Source organism: Enterobacter sp. ENT03 (genome assembly GCF_019218745.1).
In the GTDB taxonomy this organism is placed as follows: domain Bacteria; phylum Pseudomonadota; class Gammaproteobacteria; order Enterobacterales; family Enterobacteriaceae; genus Enterobacter_D.
Genome location: NZ_JAHUXA010000008.1, coordinates 85799 through 110688, shown reverse-complemented (window position 1 = coordinate 110688; position 24890 = coordinate 85799). Strand labels below are relative to the sequence as shown.

The 24890-nt window shown below is 57.2% G+C and carries 23 protein-coding genes; 10 read left to right on the top strand and 13 right to left on the bottom strand.

Annotated elements, in window-relative coordinates:
- Nucleotides 1–140: 140 nt before the first annotated feature.
- Both KW828_RS12435 and dapB read left to right on the top strand, forming a co-directional pair.
- A complete protein-coding gene (locus tag KW828_RS12435; RefSeq protein ID WP_218336644.1) occupies nucleotides 141–1148 on the top strand; it encodes a LacI family DNA-binding transcriptional regulator in 1008 nt (335 codons plus the stop codon).
- 136 nt (nucleotides 1149–1284) lie between these two features.
- Nucleotides 1285–2106, top strand: coding sequence for a 4-hydroxy-tetrahydrodipicolinate reductase (gene dapB / locus KW828_RS12430; protein WP_218336643.1), 822 nt, complete (start codon nucleotides 1285–1287; stop codon nucleotides 2104–2106).
- A gap of 47 nt (nucleotides 2107–2153) precedes the next feature.
- Here dapB and KW828_RS12425 read toward each other — a convergent pair whose 3' ends face one another.
- Entirely contained in the window at nucleotides 2154–2486 is a 333-nt protein-coding gene (locus KW828_RS12425; protein ID WP_218336642.1) for a hypothetical protein, read from the bottom strand.
- Between the two features lie 73 nt (nucleotides 2487–2559).
- Between KW828_RS12425 and carA the strand changes: the two genes are divergently transcribed.
- From carA to folA, 6 genes are all read left to right on the top strand, one after another.
- A complete protein-coding gene (carA, locus tag KW828_RS12420; protein ID WP_218336641.1) occupies nucleotides 2560–3708 on the top strand; it encodes a glutamine-hydrolyzing carbamoyl-phosphate synthase small subunit in 1149 nt (382 codons plus the stop codon).
- Between the two features lie 18 nt (nucleotides 3709–3726).
- Nucleotides 3727–6951, top strand: a complete 3225-nt coding sequence (gene carB, locus KW828_RS12415) for a carbamoyl-phosphate synthase large subunit (RefSeq protein WP_218336640.1) — start codon at nucleotides 3727–3729, stop codon at nucleotides 6949–6951.
- A 186-nt stretch (nucleotides 6952–7137) separates the two neighbouring features.
- The gene (locus KW828_RS12410; protein ID WP_218336639.1) at nucleotides 7138–7371 is read left to right on the top strand and encodes a YgdI/YgdR family lipoprotein; all 234 of its coding nucleotides are present in this window, start codon (nucleotides 7138–7140) and stop codon (nucleotides 7369–7371) included.
- A gap of 142 nt (nucleotides 7372–7513) precedes the next feature.
- The gene (gene kefF, locus KW828_RS12405; RefSeq protein ID WP_218336638.1) at nucleotides 7514–8044 is read left to right on the top strand and encodes a glutathione-regulated potassium-efflux system oxidoreductase KefF; all 531 of its coding nucleotides are present in this window, start codon (nucleotides 7514–7516) and stop codon (nucleotides 8042–8044) included.
- Entirely contained in the window at nucleotides 8037–9902 is a 1866-nt protein-coding gene (kefC, locus tag KW828_RS12400; RefSeq protein WP_218336637.1) for a glutathione-regulated potassium-efflux system protein KefC, read from the top strand. Before kefF ends, kefC begins: the two co-directional genes overlap by 8 nt.
- 91 nt (nucleotides 9903–9993) lie before the next feature.
- Nucleotides 9994–10473, top strand: coding sequence for a type 3 dihydrofolate reductase (folA, locus tag KW828_RS12395; RefSeq protein ID WP_072570504.1), 480 nt, complete (start codon nucleotides 9994–9996; stop codon nucleotides 10471–10473).
- Between the two features lie 52 nt (nucleotides 10474–10525).
- Here folA and apaH read toward each other — a convergent pair whose 3' ends face one another.
- The 6 genes from apaH to lptD are packed head-to-tail and all read right to left on the bottom strand — an operon-like array spanning nucleotide 10526 to nucleotide 17252.
- Nucleotides 10526–11374, bottom strand: coding sequence for a bis(5'-nucleosyl)-tetraphosphatase (symmetrical) ApaH (gene apaH / locus KW828_RS12390; RefSeq protein ID WP_218336636.1), 849 nt, complete (start codon nucleotides 11372–11374; stop codon nucleotides 10526–10528).
- A gap of 4 nt (nucleotides 11375–11378) precedes the next feature.
- Nucleotides 11379–11756 (bottom strand): Co2+/Mg2+ efflux protein ApaG, encoded by a 378-nt coding sequence (gene apaG / locus KW828_RS12385; RefSeq protein ID WP_218336635.1) that lies wholly within the window; start codon nucleotides 11754–11756, stop codon nucleotides 11379–11381.
- A gap of 3 nt (nucleotides 11757–11759) precedes the next feature.
- Nucleotides 11760–12581, bottom strand: coding sequence for a 16S rRNA (adenine(1518)-N(6)/adenine(1519)-N(6))-dimethyltransferase RsmA (rsmA, locus tag KW828_RS12380; RefSeq protein WP_218336634.1), 822 nt, complete (start codon nucleotides 12579–12581; stop codon nucleotides 11760–11762).
- Nucleotides 12578–13564: a 4-hydroxythreonine-4-phosphate dehydrogenase PdxA gene (gene pdxA, locus KW828_RS12375; protein WP_218336633.1), complete on the bottom strand. Its 987-nt coding sequence runs from the start codon at nucleotides 13562–13564 to the stop codon at nucleotides 12578–12580. The genes rsmA and pdxA overlap by 4 nt, the downstream gene beginning before the upstream one ends.
- Nucleotides 13564–14850: a peptidylprolyl isomerase SurA gene (surA, locus tag KW828_RS12370; RefSeq protein ID WP_218336632.1), complete on the bottom strand. Its 1287-nt coding sequence runs from the start codon at nucleotides 14848–14850 to the stop codon at nucleotides 13564–13566. The genes pdxA and surA overlap by 1 nt, the downstream gene beginning before the upstream one ends.
- Nucleotides 14851–14903: 53 nt before the next feature.
- Nucleotides 14904–17252: an LPS assembly protein LptD gene (lptD, locus tag KW828_RS12365; protein ID WP_218336631.1), complete on the bottom strand. Its 2349-nt coding sequence runs from the start codon at nucleotides 17250–17252 to the stop codon at nucleotides 14904–14906.
- A 197-nt stretch (nucleotides 17253–17449) separates the two neighbouring features.
- On the opposite strand from lptD, the gene djlA reads away from it, so the two are divergent.
- On the top strand, nucleotides 17450–18265 hold the full coding sequence (djlA, locus tag KW828_RS12360; protein ID WP_218336630.1) for a co-chaperone DjlA: 816 nt from the start codon (nucleotides 17450–17452) through the stop codon (nucleotides 18263–18265).
- 60 nt (nucleotides 18266–18325) lie between these two features.
- On the opposite strand, the gene hemW is transcribed toward djlA, so the two are convergent.
- From hemW to KW828_RS12335, 5 genes are read right to left on the bottom strand one after another with little or no spacing between them, the layout of a single operon-like run.
- A complete protein-coding gene (gene hemW / locus KW828_RS12355; protein ID WP_218336629.1) occupies nucleotides 18326–19462 on the bottom strand; it encodes a radical SAM family heme chaperone HemW in 1137 nt (378 codons plus the stop codon).
- Nucleotides 19455–20048 (bottom strand): XTP/dITP diphosphatase, encoded by a 594-nt coding sequence (locus KW828_RS12350; RefSeq protein ID WP_088220757.1) that lies wholly within the window; start codon nucleotides 20046–20048, stop codon nucleotides 19455–19457. The genes hemW and KW828_RS12350 overlap by 8 nt, the downstream gene beginning before the upstream one ends.
- Nucleotides 20049–20056: 8 nt before the next feature.
- On the bottom strand, nucleotides 20057–20347 hold the full coding sequence (yggU, locus tag KW828_RS12345) for a DUF167 family protein YggU (RefSeq protein ID WP_218336628.1): 291 nt from the start codon (nucleotides 20345–20347) through the stop codon (nucleotides 20057–20059).
- The gene (locus KW828_RS12340; protein ID WP_088220759.1) at nucleotides 20344–20910 is read right to left on the bottom strand and encodes a YggT family protein; all 567 of its coding nucleotides are present in this window, start codon (nucleotides 20908–20910) and stop codon (nucleotides 20344–20346) included. Before KW828_RS12340 ends, yggU begins: the two co-directional genes overlap by 4 nt.
- A gap of 8 nt (nucleotides 20911–20918) precedes the next feature.
- Nucleotides 20919–21632, bottom strand: a complete 714-nt coding sequence (locus KW828_RS12335; protein ID WP_218336627.1) for a YggS family pyridoxal phosphate-dependent enzyme — start codon at nucleotides 21630–21632, stop codon at nucleotides 20919–20921.
- Nucleotides 21633–21648: 16 nt separating this feature from the next.
- On the opposite strand from KW828_RS12335, the gene KW828_RS12330 reads away from it, so the two are divergent.
- Nucleotides 21649–22626, top strand: a complete 978-nt coding sequence (locus tag KW828_RS12330; RefSeq protein WP_218336626.1) for a type IV pilus twitching motility protein PilT — start codon at nucleotides 21649–21651, stop codon at nucleotides 22624–22626.
- A gap of 4 nt (nucleotides 22627–22630) precedes the next feature.
- Here the strand turns inward: KW828_RS12330 and KW828_RS12325 are convergent, their stop codons facing one another.
- Nucleotides 22631–24889 (bottom strand): FAD-dependent oxidoreductase, encoded by a 2259-nt coding sequence (locus KW828_RS12325; RefSeq protein WP_218336625.1) that lies wholly within the window; start codon nucleotides 24887–24889, stop codon nucleotides 22631–22633.
- Between the last annotated feature and the right edge of the window lies 1 nt (nucleotide 24890).

The following is a 24890-nucleotide window of genomic DNA, read 5'->3' as shown; positions in this document are numbered from 1 at the left end:
AATTGAATGCTGGTTAACGCGATTAACCCGCCAGAATCGGCATTAATGCCGCAGTTACGGCCAGGAATGTGAGGGCTATCACCGGACGATAGCTTCTGCTAGGGTTATTCGATTAACCTTAAAATGATGAGGAACAGGCGATGGCGACGATCACGCTGGCGCAGGTGGCAAAGAACGCAGGGGTATCGACGGCGACGGTTTCCATGGTGCTGCGTAACCGGGGGCGTATTTCTCAGGCTACACGCGAACGGGTGCTAAAAGCGCTGGATGAGTCGGGCTACGTTTATAACCAGACGGCGGCCAACCTGCGCAACCGCCGCAGTAATCAGGTGGGGCTGCTGCTGCACGACATCACCAATCCGTTTTATGGCGAAATGACCGCCGGGTTGAGTCACGAAATGGAGCGCCACGATCTGCTGCTGTTTCTGGCCAACAGCGAGGAATCCGGCGAGCGGCAGCAAAAGTTTGTCGATTCCCTGATGCGCAATAACGCCTGCGGCATGGTGCTGTGCGCCGCGCGGGAAACGCCGACGTCATTCTATGACGCGCTTAAGCGTCGAAATATTCCGGCGATTATGGTGGTACGCCCGGCCAGCGATCCCGATTTTGATTATGTCGGCACCGATAATTTTCTCGGTACGCAAATGGCGACCCGCCACCTGCTCAGCCTCGGACACCGGCATATTGCCTTTATCGGCGGCAACGCCAGTTCCGGTACGCGGGCGCAGCGCATCGGCGGCTTTACCAGCACGCTGCTTGCGCAGGGCATCTCGCCGGAACCGGCCTGGCTTGTGACCTCGCAGGCCAGCCAGAGCGATGGCGCGCGCGTGGCGCAGGCGCTGCTGACACAGTACCCGCAGATCACCGCGGCGGTCTGTTATCAGGATATTGTGGCCCTCGGCGTGATGCAGGCGCTGCGAAAAATGGGCCGCGAAGTGGGGCGGGATTTTGCGCTGGTGGGCTTTGACGATATTACCGAAGCGGCGCTGGTGCAGCCGGCGCTGACGACGGTGTCGGTGGCCGCAAAAGAGATTGGTCGTAAAGCCGGGGAGCTGCTGTACAGCCGCATTCAGGGTAACGATGAGCCGCCGCAGCGCATTATTTTACCCCCGGCGCTGGTGGTCAGGGAGTCGTGCGGCTTTCGCTGATCATCATGCCTTTTACTGATATTTTCCGCCGTATATCATTAAATTCTAATATCGGCGTTTTTGGCTGGTCGCCCCGCCTGGGGCTGGTTAATCTGAAAACGATTTTTAAGCATTTCATTAACAAAAGAGTCCAACTATGCAAGAGGCAAACATCCGCGTAGCCATCGCGGGAGCCGGTGGTCGTATGGGTCGCCAGCTGATCCAGGCGGCACTGGCAATGGAAGGCGTCGCGCTCGGCGCGGCCCTTGAGCGCGACGGGTCGTCCCTGCTCGGCAGCGATGCGGGTGAACTGGCAGGCGCGGGCGCATCCGGCGTCACCGTGCAGTGCGATCTTGAAGCAGTGAAAGACGATTTTGACGTCTTTATCGATTTTACCCGCCCGGAAGGCACGCTGGCGCATCTGGCTTTCTGCCGCGAGCACGGCAAAGGCATGGTGATCGGCACCACCGGTTTTGACGACGCGGGCAAAGCAGCCATCAGCGAGGCCGCGCGGGACATCGGTATTGTTTTTGCGGCGAACTTCAGCGTCGGCGTTAACGTCATGCTTAAGCTGCTGGAGAAGGCCGCCAAAGTGATGGGTGATTACACCGACATCGAAATTATCGAAGCGCATCACCGCCATAAAGTGGATGCGCCATCAGGCACGGCGCTGGCGATGGGCGAAGCCATCGCTCAGGCGATGAATAAAGATCTGAAGGATTGCGCCGTGTACAGCCGGGAAGGGTATACCGGCGAACGTGTACCGGGCAGCATCGGTTTTGCCACCGTGCGCGCGGGCGATATTGTGGGTGAACACACCGCGATGTTTGCCGATATTGGCGAGCGCATTGAGATCACCCATAAAGCCTCCAGCCGGATGACCTTCGCCAATGGTGCGGTTCGCTCGGCGTTGTGGCTCAAAGATAAACGAAACGGGCTTTTTGATATGCGTGATGTGCTTGATCTTAACAGTTTGTAGCGTTTTTTACCTGTCGTGATGTGGTTGTGGTAATCATAATCACTTGATTACATGGGGCAATAATTTATTGCCCCTTTATTTTTGGCTTTCATAGTAAATTTTAACCAAACCGGTAAAAGTGACGGTTTTCCGCCGTTTATTTGTTTCAGTAATGTAAATTTTGACCATCTGGTCTGGTTTTGCAGAGTGCTCAGTAAAAATTCCCACTTATCCTGACGCGCAAGCGTTTTCCTGCCTGATATAGCTGATCTTTTTATTGCCTTGCGCCTTCCTGTGCCGCCAGTGGCGCAAAAACATAAATAAAAATGGCTAATCGGGTAGACTTTTATCTCACCAGTCTCTAGAATGCCGCCGTTTGCCGAAAATTCGCGGGTAAGCAAATTTGCATTGATTCATGCGCTCATTATGAATTAATATGCAAATAAAGTGAGTGAATATTCTCTGGAGGGTGTTTTGATTAAGTCAGCGCTATTGGTTCTGGAAGACGGAACCCAGTTTTACGGTCGGGCCATAGGGGCAACAGGTTCGGCAATTGGGGAAGTCGTTTTCAATACTTCAATGACCGGTTATCAAGAAATCCTCACTGATCCTTCCTACTCCCGCCAAATTGTTACTCTTACTTATCCTCATATCGGTAATGTCGGCACCAATGCTGCTGATGAAGAATCCTCTCAGGTTCATGCGCAAGGCCTCGTCATCCGTGACCTGCCGCTGATTGCCAGCAACTACCGTAATACTGAAGATCTCTCTTCTTACCTGAAACGCCATAACATCGTGGCGATTGCCGATATTGATACCCGCAAGCTGACACGTCTGCTGCGTGAGAAAGGGGCGCAAAACGGCTGCATCATCGCCGGTGATAACCTCGATGCTCAGCTTGCGCTGGAAAAAGCGAAAGCCTTCCCAGGGCTTAACGGGATGGATCTGGCAAAAGAAGTGACCACCCGCGAGCGCTATAGCTGGACGCAGGGGAGCTGGACGCTTGAAGGCGAACTGCCGGAAGCCACCGCCGAAAGCGAGCTGCCGTTCCACGTGGTGGCCTACGACTACGGCGCGAAGCGCAACATTTTGCGTATGCTGGTGGATCGCGGCTGCCGTCTGACGGTTGTTCCGGCACAAACTCCGGCGGATGAGGTGCTGAAAATGAACCCGGACGGCATTTTCCTCTCCAACGGTCCCGGCGACCCGGCACCGTGCGATTACGCCATCGAGGCGATTAAAACCTTCCTTGATACCGATATTCCGGTGTTCGGCATCTGCCTCGGCCATCAGCTGCTGGCGCTGGCCAGCGGTGCCAAAACCGTGAAGATGAAATTCGGTCACCACGGCGGCAACCACCCGGTGAAAGACGTTGAAAACAACGTGGTGATGATCACAGCCCAGAACCACGGTTTTGCGGTAGACGAGTCCACCATGCCGTCAACGCTGCGCGTGACGCACAAATCGCTGTTCGACGGCACGTTACAGGGCATCCATCGTACCGACAAACCGGCGTTCAGCTTCCAGGGACACCCGGAAGCCAGCCCCGGCCCGCACGATGCCGCCCCGCTGTTCGACCACTTTATTGAACTGATCAAGACTTACCGTTCTGTCGCCAAATAATCAGGAGCCATAAAAGCCATGCCAAAACGTACAGACATAAAAAGCATCCTGATCCTTGGCGCTGGCCCGATTGTTATCGGCCAGGCCTGTGAGTTCGACTATTCCGGTGCGCAGGCGTGTAAAGCGCTGCGCGAAGAGGGTTACCGCGTCATTCTGGTTAACTCCAACCCGGCGACCATCATGACCGACCCGGAAATGGCCGATGCCACCTATATCGAGCCGATCCACTGGGAAGTGGTACGCAAAATCATCGAAAAAGAGCGCCCGGACGCGGTGCTGCCGACCATGGGCGGCCAGACGGCGCTGAACTGCGCGCTGGAGCTGGAACGTCAGGGCGTGCTGGCAGAATTCGGCGTCACCATGATTGGCGCGACCGCAGATGCCATTGATAAAGCCGAAGATCGCCGCCGTTTCGACATCGCCATGAAGAAGATTGGCCTCGATACCGCGCGCTCCGGCATTGCGCACAATATGGAAGAAGCGCTGGCGGTGGCTGCTGACGTGGGTTATCCGTGCATTATCCGTCCGTCCTTTACCATGGGCGGCACCGGCGGCGGCATCGCGTATAACCGTGAAGAGTTTGAAGAAATCTGCGCCCGCGGCCTCGATCTTTCCCCGACCAAAGAGCTGCTGATCGATGAGTCGCTGATTGGCTGGAAAGAGTACGAGATGGAAGTGGTGCGCGATAAGAATGACAACTGCATTATCGTCTGCTCCATCGAAAACTTCGACGCCATGGGCATTCACACCGGCGACTCTATCACCGTTGCGCCGGCGCAGACGCTGACCGACAAAGAGTATCAAATCATGCGTAACGCCTCGATGGCGGTGCTGCGTGAAATCGGCGTGGAAACCGGTGGCTCTAACGTCCAGTTCTCAGTGAACCCGAAAAATGGTCGCCTGATCGTTATCGAAATGAACCCGCGCGTCTCCCGCTCTTCGGCGCTGGCCTCGAAAGCCACCGGCTTCCCGATTGCCAAAGTAGCGGCGAAACTGGCGGTAGGTTACACGCTGGACGAACTGATGAACGACATCACCGGTGGTCGTACTCCGGCGTCGTTCGAGCCGTCCATCGACTACGTGGTGACCAAGATCCCACGCTTTAACTTCGAAAAATTCGTCGGTGCCAACGACCGCCTGACCACGCAGATGAAATCGGTGGGTGAAGTGATGGCGATTGGCCGCACCCAGCAGGAGTCGCTGCAAAAAGCGCTGCGCGGTCTGGAAGTGGGCGCGACCGGCTTCGATCCGAAAGTAAGCCTCGACGATCCGGAAGCGCTGACCAAAATCCGCCGTGAACTGAAAGACGCCGGTGCCGAGCGTATCTGGTATATCGCCGACGCATTCCGTGCCGGGCTGTCCGTGGATGGCGTGTTCAACCTGACCAACATCGACCGCTGGTTCCTGGTACAGATTGAGGAGCTGGTGCGTCTGGAAGAGAAAGTCGCGGAAGTGGGTATTAACGGCCTCGACGCGGATTTCCTGCGCCAGCTTAAGCGTAAAGGCTTTGCCGATGCGCGTCTGGCGATGCTGGCGGGCGTGCGCGAATCCGAAGTGCGCAAACTGCGTGAGCAGTACAATCTGCACCCGGTGTATAAGCGCGTGGATACCTGCGCGGCGGAGTTCTCCACCGACACCGCTTACATGTACTCCACCTATGAAGAAGAGTGCGAATCGAACCCGAACCCGGATCGCGACAAAATCATGGTGCTGGGCGGCGGGCCGAACCGTATCGGTCAGGGCATTGAGTTTGACTACTGCTGCGTGCACGCCTCGCTGGCGCTGCGCGAAGACGGCTACGAAACCATCATGGTGAACTGTAACCCGGAAACCGTCTCCACTGATTACGACACCTCTGACCGTCTGTACTTCGAGCCGGTCACGCTGGAAGACGTGCTGGAAATCGTGCGTATCGAGAAGCCGAAAGGCGTGATCGTCCAGTACGGCGGCCAGACGCCGCTGAAACTGGCGCGTGCGCTTGAAGCCGCAGGCGTACCGGTTATCGGTACCAGCCCGGATGCCATCGACCGTGCGGAAGACCGCGAGCGTTTCCAGCAGGCGGTTGACCGTCTGAAGCTGAAACAACCGGCGAATGCTACCGTGACGGCCATCGAAATGGCGGTTGAGAAAGCGAAAGAGATTGGCTATCCGCTGGTGGTGCGCCCGTCTTACGTGCTCGGCGGCCGCGCCATGGAAATCGTCTACGACGAAGTGGATCTGCGTCGCTACTTTATGACCGCCGTCAGCGTCTCGAACGACGCGCCGGTGCTGCTGGATCGCTTCCTGGATGATGCGGTGGAAGTGGATGTCGATGCCATCTGCGACGGCGAAATGGTGCTGATTGGCGGCATTATGGAGCACATCGAACAGGCTGGCGTTCACTCCGGTGACTCCGCCTGCTCTCTGCCAGCCTACACGCTGAGCCAGGAAATTCAGGACGTGATGCGCCAGCAGGTGCAGAAGCTGGCCTTCGAACTGCAAGTGCGCGGTCTGATGAACGTGCAGTTTGCGGTGAAAGACAACGAAGTCTACCTGATTGAAGTGAACCCGCGTGCGGCGCGTACCGTGCCGTTCGTCTCCAAAGCCACCGGCGTGCCGCTGGCGAAAGTGGCGGCGCGCGTAATGGCAGGTAAATCGCTGGCCGAGCAGGGTGTGACCAAAGAAATCATCCCGCCGTACTACTCGGTGAAAGAAGTGGTGCTGCCGTTCAACAAGTTCCCCGGCGTTGACCCGCTGTTAGGGCCAGAAATGCGCTCTACCGGTGAAGTGATGGGCGTCGGCCGCACCTTTGCAGAAGCTTTCGCCAAAGCGCAACTGGGCAGCAACTCGACCATGAAGAAAACCGGTCGCGCCCTGCTCTCGGTGCGTGAAGGGGATAAAGAGCGCGTGGTGGATCTGGCGGCAAAACTGCTCAAGCAGGGCTTTGAGCTGGACGCCACCCACGGCACCGCGATTGTGCTCGGTGAAGCCGGTATCAACCCGCGTCTGGTGAACAAGGTGCATGAAGGCCGTCCGCACATTCAGGATCGCATCAAGAATGGCGAGTACACCTACATCATCAACACCACCGCAGGCCGCCAGGCGATTGAAGATTCCAAACTCATTCGCCGCAGCGCGCTGCAATACAAAGTGCATTACGACACCACGCTGAACGGCGGCTTCGCCACCGCGATGGCGCTGAATGCCGATGCCACCGAGAAAGTGATTTCGGTGCAGGAAATGCACGCGCAGATCGGGAAGTAATTGTCACCCTGCCACCCGGTAAACGTGCGTTGCCGGGTGGCGCTTCGCTTATATCGCCCTCATGCTTTGCCCGCCACTATTTTGTATCCCATTCAGAGTGTTCTGTGTTTTCTCCCGCCCTTAGAGGTTTCAACTACAGTTAAAGCATCTGGAACGAAAATTCACTGAAAACGCGGGGAGAACACCATGCGACATAAACTTTTACTGGCTTCACTTTTTGCTGCGACTACCATGATGTCGGTTGCCGGTTGCTCATCTAACCAGGCGGTAAAAACCACCGACGGCAGCACCATCGTTACCGACGGTAAACCGGAAGTCGATAAAGACACCGGTATGGTTTCTTACAAAAACGCTGCAACGGGTCAGACAGAACAAATCAATCGTGACCAGTTGAAAGGCATGAGCGAACTGGATAACTGATCCATCCTGAGGTTACCAGAGCGCCCTGTTGCCGCAATGCAACGGGGCGTTGCTTTGTAAACGAATTGTAGGTTTTCGCTGTTAGCGCAACGATTAACTGTCTACACTCAGGGCTTAAAAGTCCCCTGCAGACAGGTTATCCATGATCCTCATTATTTATGCTCATCCCTATCCGCGGCATTCGCATGCGAACAAGCGGATGATCGAGCATGCCGCCACGCTCGATGGCGTCGAGATCCGCTCCTTATACGAACTTTACCCCGATTTTGATATTGACATCGCTGCTGAACAGGCTGCGGTGGAACGTGCCAATCTTATCGTCTGGCAGCATCCGATGCAGTGGTACGGCGTACCGCCGCTGTTAAAACTGTGGATGGACAAAGTGTTGTCTCACGGCTGGGCCTACGGTGAGGGCGGTCACGCGCTACACGGCAAACAGCTGCTTTGGGCAGTCACTACCGGCGGCGGTGAACATCACTTCGAACTGGGGGGGCATCCGGGGTTTGACGTGCTCTCGCAGCCGCTCCAGTCGACGGCGCTGTATTGCGGCCTGCAATGGCTGCCGCCTTTTGCCATGCACAATACCTTCGTTGAAGATGACGAAACCCTTCAGGCGCAGGCGCGCCACTACAAACAACGTCTGATGGACTGGCAGGAGACACATCATGGATAGTCATACGCTGATCCAGGCGCTGATCTATCTGGGATCCGCCGCGCTTATCGTGCCGGTCGCCGTGCGCCTCGGCCTCGGCTCGGTGCTCGGTTATCTCATCGCGGGTTGCATCATTGGCCCGTGGGGATTACGGCTGGTGACGGATGCGCAGTCGATTTTACATTTCGCGGAAATCGGCGTGGTGCTGATGCTGTTTGTCATCGGCCTTGAGCTGGATCCCCGCCGACTGTGGAAGCTGCGCGCCTCGGTATTTGGCGGCGGCGCACTGCAAATGCTCACCTGCGGGCTGCTGCTCGCTGGCTTTTGTATCGCGCTGGGCTTGCGCTGGCAGGTAGCGGTGCTGATCGGCCTGACGCTGGCGTTATCGTCCACCGCCATTGCCATGCAGGCGATGAACGAGCGTAACCTGATGGTTTCGCAGATGGGACGCAGCGCCTTTGCCGTGCTGCTGTTCCAGGACATCGCGGCCATCCCGCTGGTGGCGATGATCCCGCTGCTGGCGGTCAGCGGTGAAGCGACGACCGCCAGCGCCTTCATGCTTTCGGCGCTAAAAGTGGTCGGCGCGCTGGCCCTGGTGGTGCTGATTGGCCGCTATGTGGCGCGTCCGGCGCTGCGCTTTGTGGCACGATCCGGCCTGCGGGAAGTATTCAGCGCCGTGGCGCTGTTCCTGGTGTTTGGCTTCGGCCTGTTGCTGGAAGAAGCCGGATTGTCGATGGCGATGGGCGCGTTTTTGGCCGGGGTGTTGCTGGCCAGCTCCGAATATCGTCATGCGCTGGAGAGCGACATCGAACCTTTTAAAGGCTTGCTGCTGGGGCTGTTTTTCATTGGCGTCGGCATGTCCATCGATTTTGGGACGCTGGTCAGTCATCCGCTGCGTATCGCGGTGCTGCTGCTGGGCTTCCTGATGATCAAAACGCTGGTGCTGTGGTTGATCGCCCGCCCGCTTAACGTGCCAGGAAAACAGCGCCGCTGGTTCGCTGTGCTGCTGGGGCAGGGGAGTGAGTTTGCGTTTGTGATCTTCGGCGCGGCGCGGATGGCCAACGTGCTGGATCCGGAATGGGCGAAAGCGCTGACGCTGGCGGTGGCGCTGTCGATGGCCGCGACGCCGATCCTGCTGGTGCTGCTGACGCGGCTGGAAAGCGCGGCGGTCGGTCAGCCACGTGAGGCGGATGAAATTGATGAAGAACAGCCGCGGGTGATCATTGCCGGGTTTGGTCGTTTCGGGCAGATCGCCGGGCGTCTGTTGCTCTCCAGCGGCGTGAAAATGGTGGTACTGGATCACGATCCTGACCACATCGAAACGCTGCGTAAGTTTGGCATGAAGGTGTTTTACGGCGATGCCACGCGGGTGGATCTGCTGGAATCTGCCGGGGCGGCGAAAGCGGAAGTGTTTATCAACGCCATCGACGATCCAAAAACCAATCTGCAACTGACGGAGCTGGTGAAAGCGCATTTCCCGCACCTGACGATTATCGCCCGCGCCCGCGACGTCGATCACTACATTCGTCTGCGCCAGGCTGGTGTCGAAAGACCGGAGCGTGAAACCTTCGAAGGTGCGCTGAAACTGGGCCGTATGGCGCTGGAAGGATTAGGGCTGGGGCAGTATGAAGCGCGCGAGCGCGCCGATCTGTTCCGCCGCTATAATTCACAGATGGTGGAAGAGATGGCGGACGTCGACAATGACACCCAGTCGCGCGCGGCGGTGTATAAACGCACCAGTGCGATGCTGAGCGAGATCATCAGCGAAGATCGCGCGCACCTGTCGCTGATTCAGCGCCATGGCTGGCAGGGCACGGAAGAGGGAAAACATACCGGCGATCCGCGGGATGAACCGGCAGTGAAGCCATCAGCAGAATGAAAAATTTTATCATTCTTTACCCTGTCGCCAGTCGACGTGAGAATGCGCTTTACGTATAGTGGCGACAATTTTTTGCACCGGGATACATTCAATGATCAGTCTGATTGCGGCGTTAGCGGTAGATCGCGTTATCGGCATGGAAAACGCCATGCCGTGGAACTTGCCTGCCGATCTCGCCTGGTTTAAACGCAATACCTTAAATAAACCTGTGGTGATGGGCCGTCTGACCTGGGAGTCCATCGGACGCCCGCTGCCGGGACGTAAAAATATCGTCATCAGCAGCAATCCGGGGACTGACGATCGTGTGCAGTGGGTGTCGTCTGTGGATGAGGCGATTGCCGCCTGCGGCGACGCGGAAGAGATTATGGTGATCGGCGGCGGTCGGGTTTACGAGCAGTTTCTGCCGAAAGCTCAGCGTCTGTATCTGACCCATATTGATGCAGAAGTGGAAGGGGATACGCATTTCCCGGACTACGAGCCGGACGACTGGGAATCCGTTTTCAGCGAGTTTCACGACGCCGACGCGCAGAATTCCCACAGCTACTGTTTTGAGATTTTAGACCGCCGGTAAAACCACTCTCACTCTGACCCTCTCCGTTGGGAGAGGGCAGGGTTGAGCGGGGTCAGAACGACGCCGCTTCGTTCTCGCCCAAATCCAGCTGGCGATTCGACGGCTGTGCGAAATATGTTTTATCTTCCCAGCGCAGACAGGTCAGTACCCCGCCCCAGCAGCAGCCCGTATCCAGCGCATAAACGCCTTCCGGCGCGCCTTTTCCTTCCAGCGATGCCCAGTGACCAAAGGCCACGCTGTACTCGTCCGTCACCGGGCCAGGAATGGCAAACCACGGCTTGAGCGGCGCAGGGGCGTTCTCCGGCACGTCTTTACAGTACATATCCAGCTGCCCGTTCGGGAAGCAGAAACGCATGCGGGTAAAAGCATTGCTGATGAAGCGTAAACGCGCCAGCCCCGCCAGCTCCGGCGTCCAGTTGTTCGGCATGTCGCCGTACATGGCATCGAGGAATAACGGGTAGGTGTCGCTGGCCAGCACGGATTCGACGTCTCTGGCACAGGCGATCGCCGTTTCCAGATCCCACTGTGGCGTAATGCCCGCGTGCGCCATCACCAGCTTTTTCTCTTCGTCCACCTGCAACAGCGGCTGACGACGCAGCCAGTTGATTAGCTCGTCGGCGTCCGGCGCTTCCAGCAGCGGGGTAATGCGATCTTTCGGCTTGTTACGACTGATGCCCGCATACACGCCCAGCAGATGCAGGTCGTGGTTGCCCAGCACCATGCGCACGCTGTCGCCGAGTGATTTCACAAAGCGCAGCACTTCCAGCGATGCCGGGCCGCGCGCCACCAGATCGCCCGTCAGCCACAGTGTGTCCGTCTGGGGAGAAAACTGTACCTGCTTTAATAATGCGATCAGTTCATCGTAGCAACCGTGAATGTCGCCAATAAGGTATGTAGACATGTGATTAATGAATCAGTGTTGGAACGGCGAGTCGGAAAACCGGGATGGCAATGCGGAAGGCATTCCCCTGAGCATCGATCATTTCATAATGACCCTGCATGGTGCCCAGCGGCGTTTCAAGCACCGCGCCGCTGGTGTACTGATAGTCGTCGCCGGCGTCGATATGCGGCTGTACGCCAACGATACCTTCGCCCTGGACTTCGGTTTCACGGCCATTGCCGTTGGTGATAAGCCAGTATCGCCCGAGCACTTGCACAGGCGTCCGCCCCAGATTTCGTATGGTTACGGTGTAAGCAAAGACATAACGTTCAAGCTCCGGTGCTGACTGAGACTCGATGTAAACGCTCTGTACCTGAACACATACGCGGGGCGAATTGATCATGACTTAACTCTCCTTCGGCGGCGCATTATCAATAAGGTAATTCGCCAGCTGGCAGTATTGCGCCACAGAGATGTTCTCTGCACGGGCGCCAGGGTCAATACCCAGTGAGGTGAGCACCTCTACGCTGAACAAATTACCGAGGCTGTTACGGATCGTTTTACGACGCTGGTTAAACGCTTCGGTCGTGATACGGCTCAGCACGCGAACCTCTTTTACCGGATAAGGCGGCGTGGTGTGCGGCACCAGTCTGACGACCGCAGAATCCACTTTCGGCGCTGGCGTAAAGGCGGTCGGCGGCACTTCAAGTACCGGGATCACCTGGCAATAGTACTGCGCCATCACGCTTAACCGACCATACGCTTTACTGTTTGGCCCTGCAACCAGGCGATTTACCACCTCTTTTTGCAGCATAAAATGCATATCGGCAATGGCACCAGTATAGCTAAACAGGTGGAACATCAACGGCGTGGAGATGTTATACGGCAGGTTACCAAAGACGCGCAAAGGCTGGCCGAGGGTCGTCGACAGCTCCGCGAAGTTCATCGTCATGGCATCTTGCTGATAAATCGTCAGTTTAGGCGCCAGGAACGGATGCGTTTGCAGACGGGCCGCCAGATCGCGATCCAGCTCGATCACGGTCATTTTATCCATGCGCTCGCCGACCGGTTCGGTCAGCGCGCCAAGGCCGGGGCCGATTTCGACCATTGCCTGACCGGGTTTGGGGTTGATCGCCGAAACGATACTGTCGATCACAAAGTGATCGTTGAGGAAGTTTTGCCCGAAGCGTTTGCGGGCAAGATGGCCCTGATGGACTCTCGTATTCATTGAGTATTAATAATCATTTTGATGGCGAGATTAAGCGCCGTAATAAAACTGCCGACCTCGGCTTTCCCCTGGCCTGCCAGTTCAAGGGCAGTACCGTGGTCAACCGAGGTGCGAATAAAGGGCAGGCCGAGCGTAATATTTACCCCGCGGCCAAAGCCCTGGTATTTTAGCACAGGCAGGCCCTGATCGTGGTACATCGCCAGCACCGCATCAGCGTGGTCGAGATATTTGGGCTGGAACAGCGTGTCGGCGGGTAATGGACCGCTGAGGTTCATCCCCTGCGCCCGCAGTTCCTCGAGGACCGGAATAATGGTGTCGATCTCTTCCGTGCCCATGTGACCGCCTTCCCCGGCGTGCGGGTTCAGGCCGCAGACCAGCACGTGTGGTTCACGGATGCCGAACTTCGTGCGCAGATCGTGGTGCAGAATGGTGATCACATCGCGCAGCAGCGACGGGGTGATCGCGTCTGCCACCGCTTTAATCGGCAGGTGCGTTGTTGCCAGCGCGACGCGTAATTCTTCCGTCGCCAGCATCATCACCACTTTGCTGGCCTGCGCGCGTTCTTCAAAGAACTCGGTGTGACCGGTAAAGGGCACGCCAGCGTCGTTGATGACGCCTTTGTGTACCGGCCCGGTCACCAGCGCGGCAAATTCGCCGTTCAGGCAGCCGTCGCAGGCTCGTGCAAGGGTTTCCACCACATAGGCACCGTTCGCCACGGACAGTTGACCCGGTATGACGGGTTCACGCAGCGCCACAGGTAACAGCGTTATGGTACCGGCGCGTTGCGCCTGCGGGGGATTGTCGGGTTGCCAGGGGAGCAGAGAAAGCGACAGACCGAGCTGGGAGGCCCGGTCTGTGAGAAGTTCTGCGTCGGCGCAGACCACCAGTTCCATCGGCCAGTCGCGCTGGGCGAGCTGGACGACGAGGTCGGGGCCAATCCCGGCGGGTTCGCCGGGAGTGATAACGACACGCTGCACGTTCATTAGTTGCTCAGAATTTTCACGTAAGCGCTGGCGCGTTGTTCCTGCATCCAGGCTGCGCCTTCTTCTGACATTTTACGGTTCATCAGCATGCGGTACGCACGATCTTTCTGCGCCGCATCGGTTTTATCAACGTTGCGGGTATCCAGCAGTTCGATCAGATGCCAGCCGAATGAGGAGTGAACCGGTCCGCTGATCTGGCCTTTGTTAAGTTTCGTCAGCGCATCGCGGAACGCCGGATCGAAAATGTCCGGTGCAGCCCAGCCCAGATCGCCGCCCTGATTAGCGGAGCCTGGATCCTGAGAGAACTCTTTCGCTGCATTGGCAAAGGTGGTTTTGCCACTCTTAATGTCGGCGGCGATCTGTTCAATCTTCAGACGGGCCTGTTCGTCGGTCATGATCGGCGACGGCTTAAGCAGAATGTGACGCGCATGAACTTCGGTCACGGAAATGTTCTGGCTCTGACCACGCAGATCGTTCACTTTCAGGATATGGAAGCCCACACCGGAACGAATTGGACCGATAATGTCGCCTTTCTTCGCCGTGCTTAACGCCTGCGCAAAAATAGACGGCAGTTCCTGAATGCGGCCCCAGCCCATTTCGCCGCCTTTCAGCGCCTGCTGGTCGGCAGAATAGGTGATCGCCAGTTTACCGAAGTCATCACCGCCACGCGCTTGCTCAACAATAGAGCGCGCCTGGCTTTCCGCTTCGTTCACCTGATCGGCGGTCGGGTTTTCCGGCAGCGGGATCAGGATGTGGCTCAGGTTCAGCTCGGTGCTGGCATCGTTCTGATTGCCAACCTGCTGCGCCAGGGATTCCACTTCTTGCGGCAGAATCGTCACGCGACGGCGCACTTCGCCGTTACGCACTTCGGAGATCAGCATCTCTTTGCGGATCTGGTTACGGTAGGTGTTGTAGTTAACCCCATCGTAAGCCAGACGGCTACGCATCTGATCGAGCGTCATATTGTTCTGTTTCGCGATGTTTGCGATCGCCTGATCGAGCTGCTCGTCAGTGATCTTGACACCCATTTTGGTGCCCATCTGCAAAATGATTTGATCCATGATCAATCGTTCAAGGATCTGGTGACGCAGCGTGTTGTCATCCGGTAATTGCTGACCCGCCTGGCCGGCATTGAGTTTCACAGACTGCATCAAACCATCAACGTCACTTTCTAAGACCACGCCATTATTGACGACGGCAGCGACTTTATCGACAACCTGTGGCGCAGCGAAACCGGTGTTCGCAACCATAGCGAGACCGAGCAGCAGCGTTTTCCAGTTCTTCATACTTTTTCCATTTCCATTAACCGCAATGCGGATTACGTTGCAAATCAACGACATTACAAAGTAGAACGATAAGGCAGAATGTTCGAACGCAGCATCTGCTGAGTGCCCAGACCGTAGTTAGAGCTCAGGCCGCGCAGTTCGATGTTAAAGCCGATAACTTTATCGTATTTGCTCTGGTTGTTTTGATTATCCCAGCCGTTCAGCTTGCGTTCATAGCCAACGCGAATAGCGTAACAGCAGGAGCTATATTGCAAACCGACCATCTGGTCTGCCGGTTTGCTGGTATTGGTATCAAAATAGTACGCGCCGACAACTGACCAGCGGTCAACGATCGGCCAGCTTGCTGCACCGCCAACCTGCGAGATGCCTTTATTATACTGCTCAGACGTCGCAAAGTTCGGTAACGTTGCCTGGATATACTCCGGGCTGGCGTAGCGATAGCTCAGCTGTAACACACGGTCTTCGTCACGACGGTATTCCGCCGTTGCGCTGCTGGTCGCCACGTTGTCGAGACGTTTATCGTACTGCAGTCCGCCACGCAAACCCCAGCGATCGGTGATGCGCCAGTAAGTGTCGCCCGCCCAGACCAGCGAACCGGTGTTGTTATCTTTTTCCCAGTTAATATTGTCATCCCCGGTACGGGATTCTGAGAAATAGTAGATTTGACCAACAGAAACGTTAAAACGTTCAACCGATTGATCATCATAAATGCGCGACGTAACGCCAGTGGTGATTTGGTTGGCGGAGGCTATGCGGTCCAGGCCGCCATAGGTCCGATCGCGGAACAGACCACTGTAGTCAGATTGCAGCAGCGATGAATCATAGTTCTGGATATTGCTCTGGTCACGATAAGGGACATAAAGATACTGCGCACGCGGCTCCAGCGTCTGGGTGTAGTTTTCCGCCCAGTTCATATCGCGCTCGAACACCATTTTGCCGTCAACTTTAAACTGCGGCAGCACACGACTTACCGAGCTTTCAAGTTCTGTATTTCTTGCGGCGTTGTAGTCGTCATAGTTACTTTGCTGGTAATGGGTCGCCATCACCTTCGCTTCGGTGTTCAGACTTCCCCATCCGTTCGACAGCGGCAGGCTAATCGTCGGTTCGAGGTGGACACGCGTGGCTTCCGGCATATTGTCTTTAGTGTTCACGAAGTGAACCGCCTGAGCATAAACACGGGTGTCAAAGGGGCCGACATCGTTCTGATAATAGTTCACGTCCAGCTGTGGCTGGGCGGAATAGGAACTGCGGTTTTGCGTATCAAAGACCTGGAACTGCTTGGTTGACACCGTGGCATTGAAGTTTTCAATACCATAGCCGACGCTGAATTTTTGCGTCGCGTACCCATCGGTACTGGAACCGTACTTAGAATCAAAGTCGTTAAAGTACGTCGGATCGCTAACTTTTGTATAGTCAGCGCTGAAACGCCACACCTGATCCACTACCCCGGAATGTTGCCAGTAGAACAACCAACGATGACGATCGCTCTCGGTCGGGTTTTCGTCCTGATACACATCATCAGACGGCAGATAATCAAACTCGATCAGGCCAGCACCTGCTTTCGTCAAATAGCGGAACTCGTTTTCCCACTGAATATTGCCACGCTTGTGAATATAGTGCGGCGTGATGGTGGCATCGAAGTTCGGCGCGATGTTCCAGTAATACGGCAGGTAGAACTCAAAATAGTTCGTGGTAGTGTATCGGGCATTCGGGATCAGGAAACCTGAACGACGTTTGTCACCGATCGGCAACTGCAAATAGGGGCTGTAGAACACTGGCACCGGACCGAGCTTAAAGCGCGCGTTCCAAATCTCCGCAACCTGCTCTTCGCGGTCATGGATCACTTCCGAGCCCACCACGCTCCAGGTATTTGAACCCGGCAGACAGGAGGTAAAGGTGCCGTTATCGAGAATGGTATAGCGGTTTTCACCACGCTGTTTCATCAGGTCGGCAGTCCCACGACCCTGACGTCCCACCATCTGATAATCGCCTTCCCAGACGTTGGTATCTTTGGTATTCAGATTCGCCCACGCTTTCGGACCTTTCAGAATGACCTGGTTATCGTCGTAATGTACGTTACCCAGTGCGTCGACGGTGCGCACGGGATCGGCCTGGCCTTCCGCCACCTGCTGATGCAGCTGCATCTCATCGGCCTGCAAACGGCTGTTACCCTGCTGGACATCAACCTTGCCGGTAAAGACGGCATCGTCAGGGTAATTGCCTTTCGCATGATCTGCGTTAATGGTGACGGGCAGAGCGTTAGTATCCCCTGTCACCAGAGGGCGGTTATAGCTCGGTACGCCCAGCATACACTGCGAGGCAAGATCGGCCGCCTGTCCGTACTGGCTGTACAGAGCAGAGGCAATCATCGTGGCCAGAAGGGTGGGAATACGTTTATTCATACGTTGTATTTGTTGTTCCGTCATCAGTGGCTTTACGGCTTGCAAACAGTCAGAGACTAACTTACTCACCTTCGCAGCGCTAGTGTTAATCCTGCCCGTAATCGAGCCTGCTAAAGAAGGCTGTGCCTGTGCACGGCATAGAATGACGGGTATGATAATGCAAATTTTAGCCGACGGCATGACGATTTGGGGAGTATATGCAGTATTGGGGAAAAGTGATTGGTGTCGCCATCGCCTTATTGATGGGCGGGGGCTTCTGGGGCGTGCTCCTCGGGCTATTGATCGGGCATATGTTTGACAAGGCACGCAGCCGTAAAATGGCGTGGTTTGCGAATCAACGTGAACGTCAGTCGCTCTTTTTTGCCACCACCTTTGAGGTGATGGGCCATTTAACCAAATCCAAAGGCCATGTGACGCAGGCTGATATTCAGGTGGCGAGCCTGTTTATGGATCGTATGAATCTGCATGGCGACTCACGTGCCGCCGCGCAGCAGGCGTTTCGCGTCGGTAAAGCGGATAACTATCCGTTGCGTGAGAAAATGCGTCAGTTCCGCAGCGTCTGCTTTGGGCGTTTCGATCTGATACGGATGTTTCTGGAAATTCAGATCCAGGCGGCGTTCGCAGACGGCTCGCTGCATCCCAACGAGCGTGAAGTGCTGTACGTGATTGCCGAAGAGCTGGGCATTTCCCGCATGCAGTTCGACCAGTTCTTACGCATGATGCAAGGCGGCGCGCACTTTGGCGATGGCTACCAGCAGCAACAGTCTGGCGGCGGCTGGCAACAAGCGCAGCGCGGACCCACTCTGGAAGACGCCTGCAATGTGCTGGGGGTGAAACCTGACGCCGACGCTACCACCATCAAGCGCGCCTATCGTAAGCTGATGAGCGAGCACCACCCGGATAAGCTGGTTGCCAAAGGGCTGCCGCCGGAAATGATGGAGATGGCGAAGCAAAAAGCGCAGGAGATCCAGAAAGCCTACGAGCTGATCAAAGAAGCAAAGGGATTTAAATAAGCAGGCAGGCGTTCCCCTCACCCTGACTCTCTCCCGATGGAAGAGGGCCGGGGTGATAGACTATTCCGCCAGAAACAGTTCCAGCAGGGAATTGAGGAACAGCTTACCCTGTTCGGTGATCTGCCAGCAGGTTGCCGACTCGCTCAGATAGCCACGCGCAATGGCCTTATCGATTTGCGGGCGGATAACCGCTTCATCAAGACCGGTGTAGCGCGTAAACTCCGCGCGCGGCGCGGCTTCCAGCAGGCGAAAGCGGTTCATAAAGAACTCGAAAGGTTTATCTTCTGCCGCGACATCATGCTGCTTATCAAGGTACGTACCCTGCATATAGCCGCGCGGATGGCGCGTTTTGGCGGTACGTAAAATCCGCCCGTCCGGGAAAGTCACTTTGCCGTGCGCACCGCAGCCAATGCCCAGATAGTCACCAAAGCGCCAGTAGTTAAGATTATGCTGGCACTGATAGCCCGGCTTCGCGTAAGCCGAGGTTTCATACTGCACATACCCCGCAGCCGTCAGCAGCTTGTCACCCTGTTCAAAAATATCCCACAGCGAATCATCATCCGGTAATACCGGCGGACGCGAACCAAACAGCGTGCCAGGCTCAATGGTCAGCTGATACCAGGAAAGATGCGGCGGGTTGAGGGCAATCGCCTGGCGCAAATCATCCAGCGCTTCTTCCAGCGATTGATCCGGCAGACCATGCATCAAATCGAGGTTAAAACTGCGCAGCCCCAGCCCGGCGGCGAGATGCGCCGCCCGTTTTGCTTCTTCCGGCCCGTGAATACGGCCCAGACGACGCAGCTTCTCATCGCTAAAGCTTTGCACGCCAATAGAAATACGATTAACGCCCGCCCGCTGGTACTCAACAAAGCGGTCTGCTTCCACCGTGCCGGGGTTAGCTTCCATGGTAATTTCAGCATCAGCGGCGAGGTTCAGACGCGCCCGCACGCCATCAAGCAGGGTTTGCATCGCCGGGCCGGAGAGCAGGCTCGGCGTTCCGCCACCGATAAAAATGGTCTTCACTTCACGATCCTGCGCATAGGCCACGTCGGCATCCAGATCGCGTAGCAGATGCGCCACATAGTCATCGTGCGGCACTTCGCCCTTTAACGCATGCGAATTGAAATCGCAGTACGGGCATTTCTGCACGCACCAGGGAATGTGAATATAAAGACTCAGAGGTGGCAAATTAGCCATTACGCAGCGCTTCCAGTAACAGTTTCAGCGCCTGACCACGATGGGAAATGGCGCTCTTTTCTTCGCGGGTAAGTTCCGCAGCGGTTTTGCCCAGCGAAGGGACAAAGAAAATCGGATCGTAACCAAAGCCGCCGCTTCCGGCCTGCTCGCGGGTGATCACCCCCTGCCAGCTGCCGTGACACACCAGCGGCGTTGGATCGTCAGCATGGCGCATATACACCAGCACACAATGGAACTGCGCCTGGCGTTTGTCGTCCGGTACGTCCTGTAATTCTTCGAGCAGCTTTTCGAGATTCTGCTGATCGCTGGCATCAACGCCGGAAAAACGCGCGGAATAGATCCCCGGCGCGCCGCCCAGCACGTCGACGGCCAGACCGGAGTCATCGGCCAGCGCCGGTAAACCCGTCACTTTCGCCGCATGGCGGGCTTTGATGATCGCATTTTCAATAAAAGTCAGGCCAGTCTCTTCGACGGAATCGACGCCGAGTTCAGTCTGCGCCACCACATCGAGGCCGAAATCATTCAACAGCGAGGCAAGCTCGCGCACCTTACCGGCGTTACCGGTAGCGAGAACAACTTTTTGCATAGCGGATCCTAATTCAGTAATGCCGCGACGTCAGTCGGGATAGTTTGCGGATGAATAATTCTAACCTGCTTATGGCGGCCCAGTTCGCCTTTTTCAATCACCACCTGGCTTTTGGCGACGCGGAACTGTTTGGCGAGATATTTCACCAGATGCGCATTGGCCTGGCCGTCCACCGGCGGGGCAGTGATGGCGACTTTTACTTCGTCGCCATGCAGCCCGACAATCGCATCCCGGCTGGCTTTCGGCTGAATATACAGCCGTAAAACCAGCCCGTCTTCACAGGTGCTGACGGCACTCACAACGCCATCCACAGCCCTGGCAGCAGCATGTCGCCGGTTGACTGCAACACTTCGGCGATACCCATATTGAGCACATACAGCAACAGCACGAGGATCATCGGTGAGAAATCAATACCGCCCATGGAAGGCAGCAGGCGGCGGATCGGGCGCAACAGCGGATCCGCCAGCTGCATCAGCACGAATTCAACCGGGCTACGCCCCTGGCTGACCCAGCTCATGATCGCCATCGCCAGCAGCACCCAGAAAATCAGCAGACCGATGGTTTTAAGCAGGATCAGCACGGCGGCGATCCAGATAATGGGCTGGAAGGTCACCACCATAAACAGCACGATGGCTTTCAGCACGCAAAGCAAAAACGCCACCAGCAGGGAGGCGCTGTCAATCGGGCCCATCGCCGGGATCACCCGACGCAGCGGCCCCACCACCGGCTGGGTCACTTTAACGATAAACTGCGACAGTGGATTGTAAAAATCCACGCGGGCACACTGCATCCAGATGCGCAGCAACAGGATCATCGTATAGAGCTCAATGACCGTCGAGAGCAGGAAAGTCAACGTCTTCATGGCGTTCCTCAGTTTTCCTTATTTTTTGTGTAATCGCGCGCACCAAAGATAGCGGTTCCGATGCGCACCATAGTGCTGCCTGCCGCGATAGCGGCGTCCATATCGTCCGACATCCCCAGTGAAAGGGTATCGACGGTGGGATAACGCGCTTTGAGCGCGTCAAATGCTACAGCCATTTGCCGTGCCACCGCAAACTGCCTTTCATAATCTGACGCAGGGGCCGGGATCGCCATTAGCCCGCGCAGGCGCACGCCGGGCAATTCCGTCACCTGTGCCGCCAGCGCATCCAGCTCGCTCAAGGCGATGCCGGACTTGCTTGCTTCGTCACTAATGTTTATCTGGATCAGGATGTTAAGCGGCGCGAGCGTCGCCGGGCGCTGCTCGCTAAGGCGGCTGGCAATGCGCAGACGATCCACCGTATGACACCAGTCAAAATGCTCTGCCACCAGACGGCTTTTGTTGGACTGCAACGGGCCGATAAAGTGCCACTCCAGACCGCTGACGCCTGTCTCCTGAAAGTGCAGGATCTTGTCGACGCCTTCCTGAACGTAATTTTCGCCAAACGCGCGCTGGCCCGCAGCGACCGCTTCTGCGACCGCGCTCGCAGGTTTGGTTTTACTCACTGCAAGCAACGTAACTTCTTCTGAAGCACGGCCGCAACGTGTTGCCGCCGCTGAGATTTTATCCCGGACCTGTGCCAGGTTATGCGCTATATCGTTCATATTTCCAGGAGGCTTTATGGATATGGAAGAGATCGTGGCCCTTAGTGTAAAGCATAACGTCTCGGATCTACACCTGTGCAGTGACGGCCCGCCGCGCTGGCGACGGCAGGGCAGGCTGGAGGCTGCGCCTTTTCCACCGCCGGATCCCGACGCGCTGTTACAGGCCGCTCTGGATGAGCAGCAGCGTGAGGAGTGGCGCACCCGGCGGCAGGTGGATTTTGCCCTTTCGCTGACCCACCATCGTCTGCGTGCCAGCGCGTTTCGCCATCATCGCGGCACCTCGCTGGCGTTGCGCCTGTTGCCGGATCGTTGCCCGACGCTGGCAGCGCTGGAGACACCGCCGCTTCTGAACACGCTGCTGGCACGGGAAAACGGTTTGATCCTGGTGACCGGAGCGACGGGCAGCGGTAAATCTACGACGCTGGCGGCGATGGTCGACGCGCTTAATCACTCGCTGCACGGCCATATTCTGACGCTGGAAGATCCGGTGGAGTTTGTGCATCAGAGCGTGCAATGCCTGATCCAGCAGCGGGAAATTGGCCCGCACTGCGGCTCGTTTGCCGACGGGCTACGGGCCGCGCTGCGGGAAGATCCCGATGTGATTTTGCTCGGCGAGCTGCGCGATAGCGAAACCATCCGTCTGGCGCTGACGGCAGCGGAGACCGGGCATCTGGTGCTGGCCACGCTGCACACCCGCGGTGCGGCGCAGGCCATCGAGCGGCTGGTGGACACCTTTCCGGCGCAGGAAAAAGATCCGGTGCGCAGTCAGCTGGCGGGCAGTTTACAGGCGGTGCTGGCGCAAAAGCTCGAAGCCGACAGGCAAGGGGGACGGGTGGCGCTGTTTGAACTGCTGGTGAATACGCCGGCGGTGGCGAATCTTATCCGCGAGGGGAAAAACCACCAGTTGCCCGGCATGATGCAGACCGGACAACAGGCGGGCATGCTGACCTTTGCCCAGAGCCACCAGCAGCGGGTGGCGCAGGGCAGGCTGTAGTGGCTCAGCGTACGTTCAGGGAATACACGGCGGGCAGCGCACCGGCGGTGGCGACGATCTCCAGACGCAGGCGCTGGGCGGTTCGCGGCGCGTCAAAATGGTGTTCGCACACAGAGCGGTGATTATTATGCACTTCAGCAAGCAGCTGCTCATCGGCCCACAGACGATAATGGGTGATGCAGTGCGGCGTCACGGCCTGGTGATGGCCCATCTGCACCGTCTCCATGGCGTTATCAAAATCGTGATCCTGCACAAGCGTCAGATGCCGGAATGCGTGCGGTGCGGGCCACTGCCAGGTGACCTGCGGCGCAGGATCCTGCGCGTCGGGCACCCAGGCGTTGCTGTATTGCTCCGGGCGCAGCCGTCCGTTGAGCAGATTATCCGGGCTGAAACAGCGCAGCGGCGGATCGAGTTGCAGGGCGGGCATCACCTGATGCGGACGGCGGCGCGGCAGCCAGAAGTCAAACTCATCAACGCCGTAATCGCCGTCGGCGACCTGGCGGGTCTGCTTCGCGACGCGGGCATTCAGGCTGTTAAAGACGGTCATCACTCCCGGCAGCGCTGCATCGGTGAGTGCGATCTCAACATCGTCGTGCGCCTCAAAGGCGACGAAAACATACTGATCGCGGTCGCTCTGCCAATTGAAGGTGCAACAGTGCTCGTCCTCACCGGCGACATGCAGCACGCACTGGTCGTAATGGAGTTCCGGCGTGAAGTTGCCCGAACGGGCGCTGCCCATCAGCGTCACATTCACCGTCCGGCGCTGGCGGGCGCGCAGGGTAACCGTGACTTCCGGCAGCGATGCCCCGGCTTTAACGGGGAGCAGCAGCGCCATGCTGGCAGAAAGCGACTGCCACGCGCCGTTGGGCGGCAACTGACTGAGCTGATATTCGCTGCTGGTGGAAACGCTGGCACCTGCTGCCGGGTCGGTCAGTTGCTGGCGTGGGATGTAACAGCCGGTGGCCTGCAAATGCTGCTGGAGCGCGCCAATATTGTCGTGATCGGCAAGCTGACGCGGGGTGAATCCCTGCTGGTGACACAGCGCGGCGGCGCGGCCCACCACTTCCCCCAGCAATCCGCAGGTACACATCACGCGGGCGCTGCCAAAGGCGACGTGGGTGGCGGAAATCAGACGTCCCGTTAAGAACAGGTTATCCAGTGAGCGGCTGTAAAGGCTGCGATAGGGAATGGTATAGGTGCCTTTGCTGTGAAACTGTCGACAGCCGTCGTGGGTGCTGTACACCCCGTCAGCCGGATGTAAATCAATTGACCAGCCGCCGTAGGCCACGGCGTCGTAGTGGTCGCGCTGCTCAATAATGTCCTGCTGGCACAGCAGATGGTCGCCCACAAAGCGACGGCTTTCGCGCTTGCCGGGGATCGCGCCGACCCATTCAATGGTCATGTTGGCCGCTTCCGGGAACTGGCCGGAGTTTTTAATATGATCCCAGACGCCCCAGACGATTTTCCACAGTTCCCATTTGATGTCCTCGCTTTCGTGCACGGTGTCGAGCCGTCCACCCCATTCCAGCCACCACAGATCGCAGCCGTTCAGCGTCGAGGTCAGCCGCTTATAGCGCGGGATGGCGGTAATGTCAGGCAGCGCGAACGAGGGCGGAATAAACTGCACCGGGCCGTCGGTCTGTTTGGTGTAGAAATAGATCGAATGCCCGAGCTTGTGGCCGAAGTTATCGCCAGGAGCCATTTTTTCCCCCAGCTCCGCCATCTCTTCAGCGCCTTCCCGATACTCTGCGCCTGCCAGATAACCCAGCACGCCATCGCCGGTGGCATCACAAAACTGGCTGGCAGCCACCTCATAAAAGGTTTCGTTGATCGGGTTAAAGGCTTTGACCTGGTGAATGCTCTGCTGAGACGCCTCCACTTCAAACACCGCGGTGTTAAGCAGCAGCGTCAGCCCTGGCTGGCTTTTCGCCAGATCCAGCAGCACCAGATCGAACATCACCGGGTTGCCCTCTTTGTTGCGCCAGAGGTTCTCTTCGAGGATCTCGCCCATGATGCCGCCTTCCCGCGACCAGCGGTTATTGTTGCCCATGTGCGAGGTGGCACCGTTAGCCCACAGCCGCACTTCGCTGGACGCGTTACCCCCCAGCACCGGCCTGTCCTGGATCAGAACCACCTGTAGTCCGTCCCGCGCTGCGGCCAGCGCGGCGCAGAGTCCGGCAAGCCCGCCACCGGCCACCAGCAGGTCGGTTTTCAGCTGCACCGTGGGAAAGGTTCTCGCATCACGCTGGGGAAAGATTTTCATT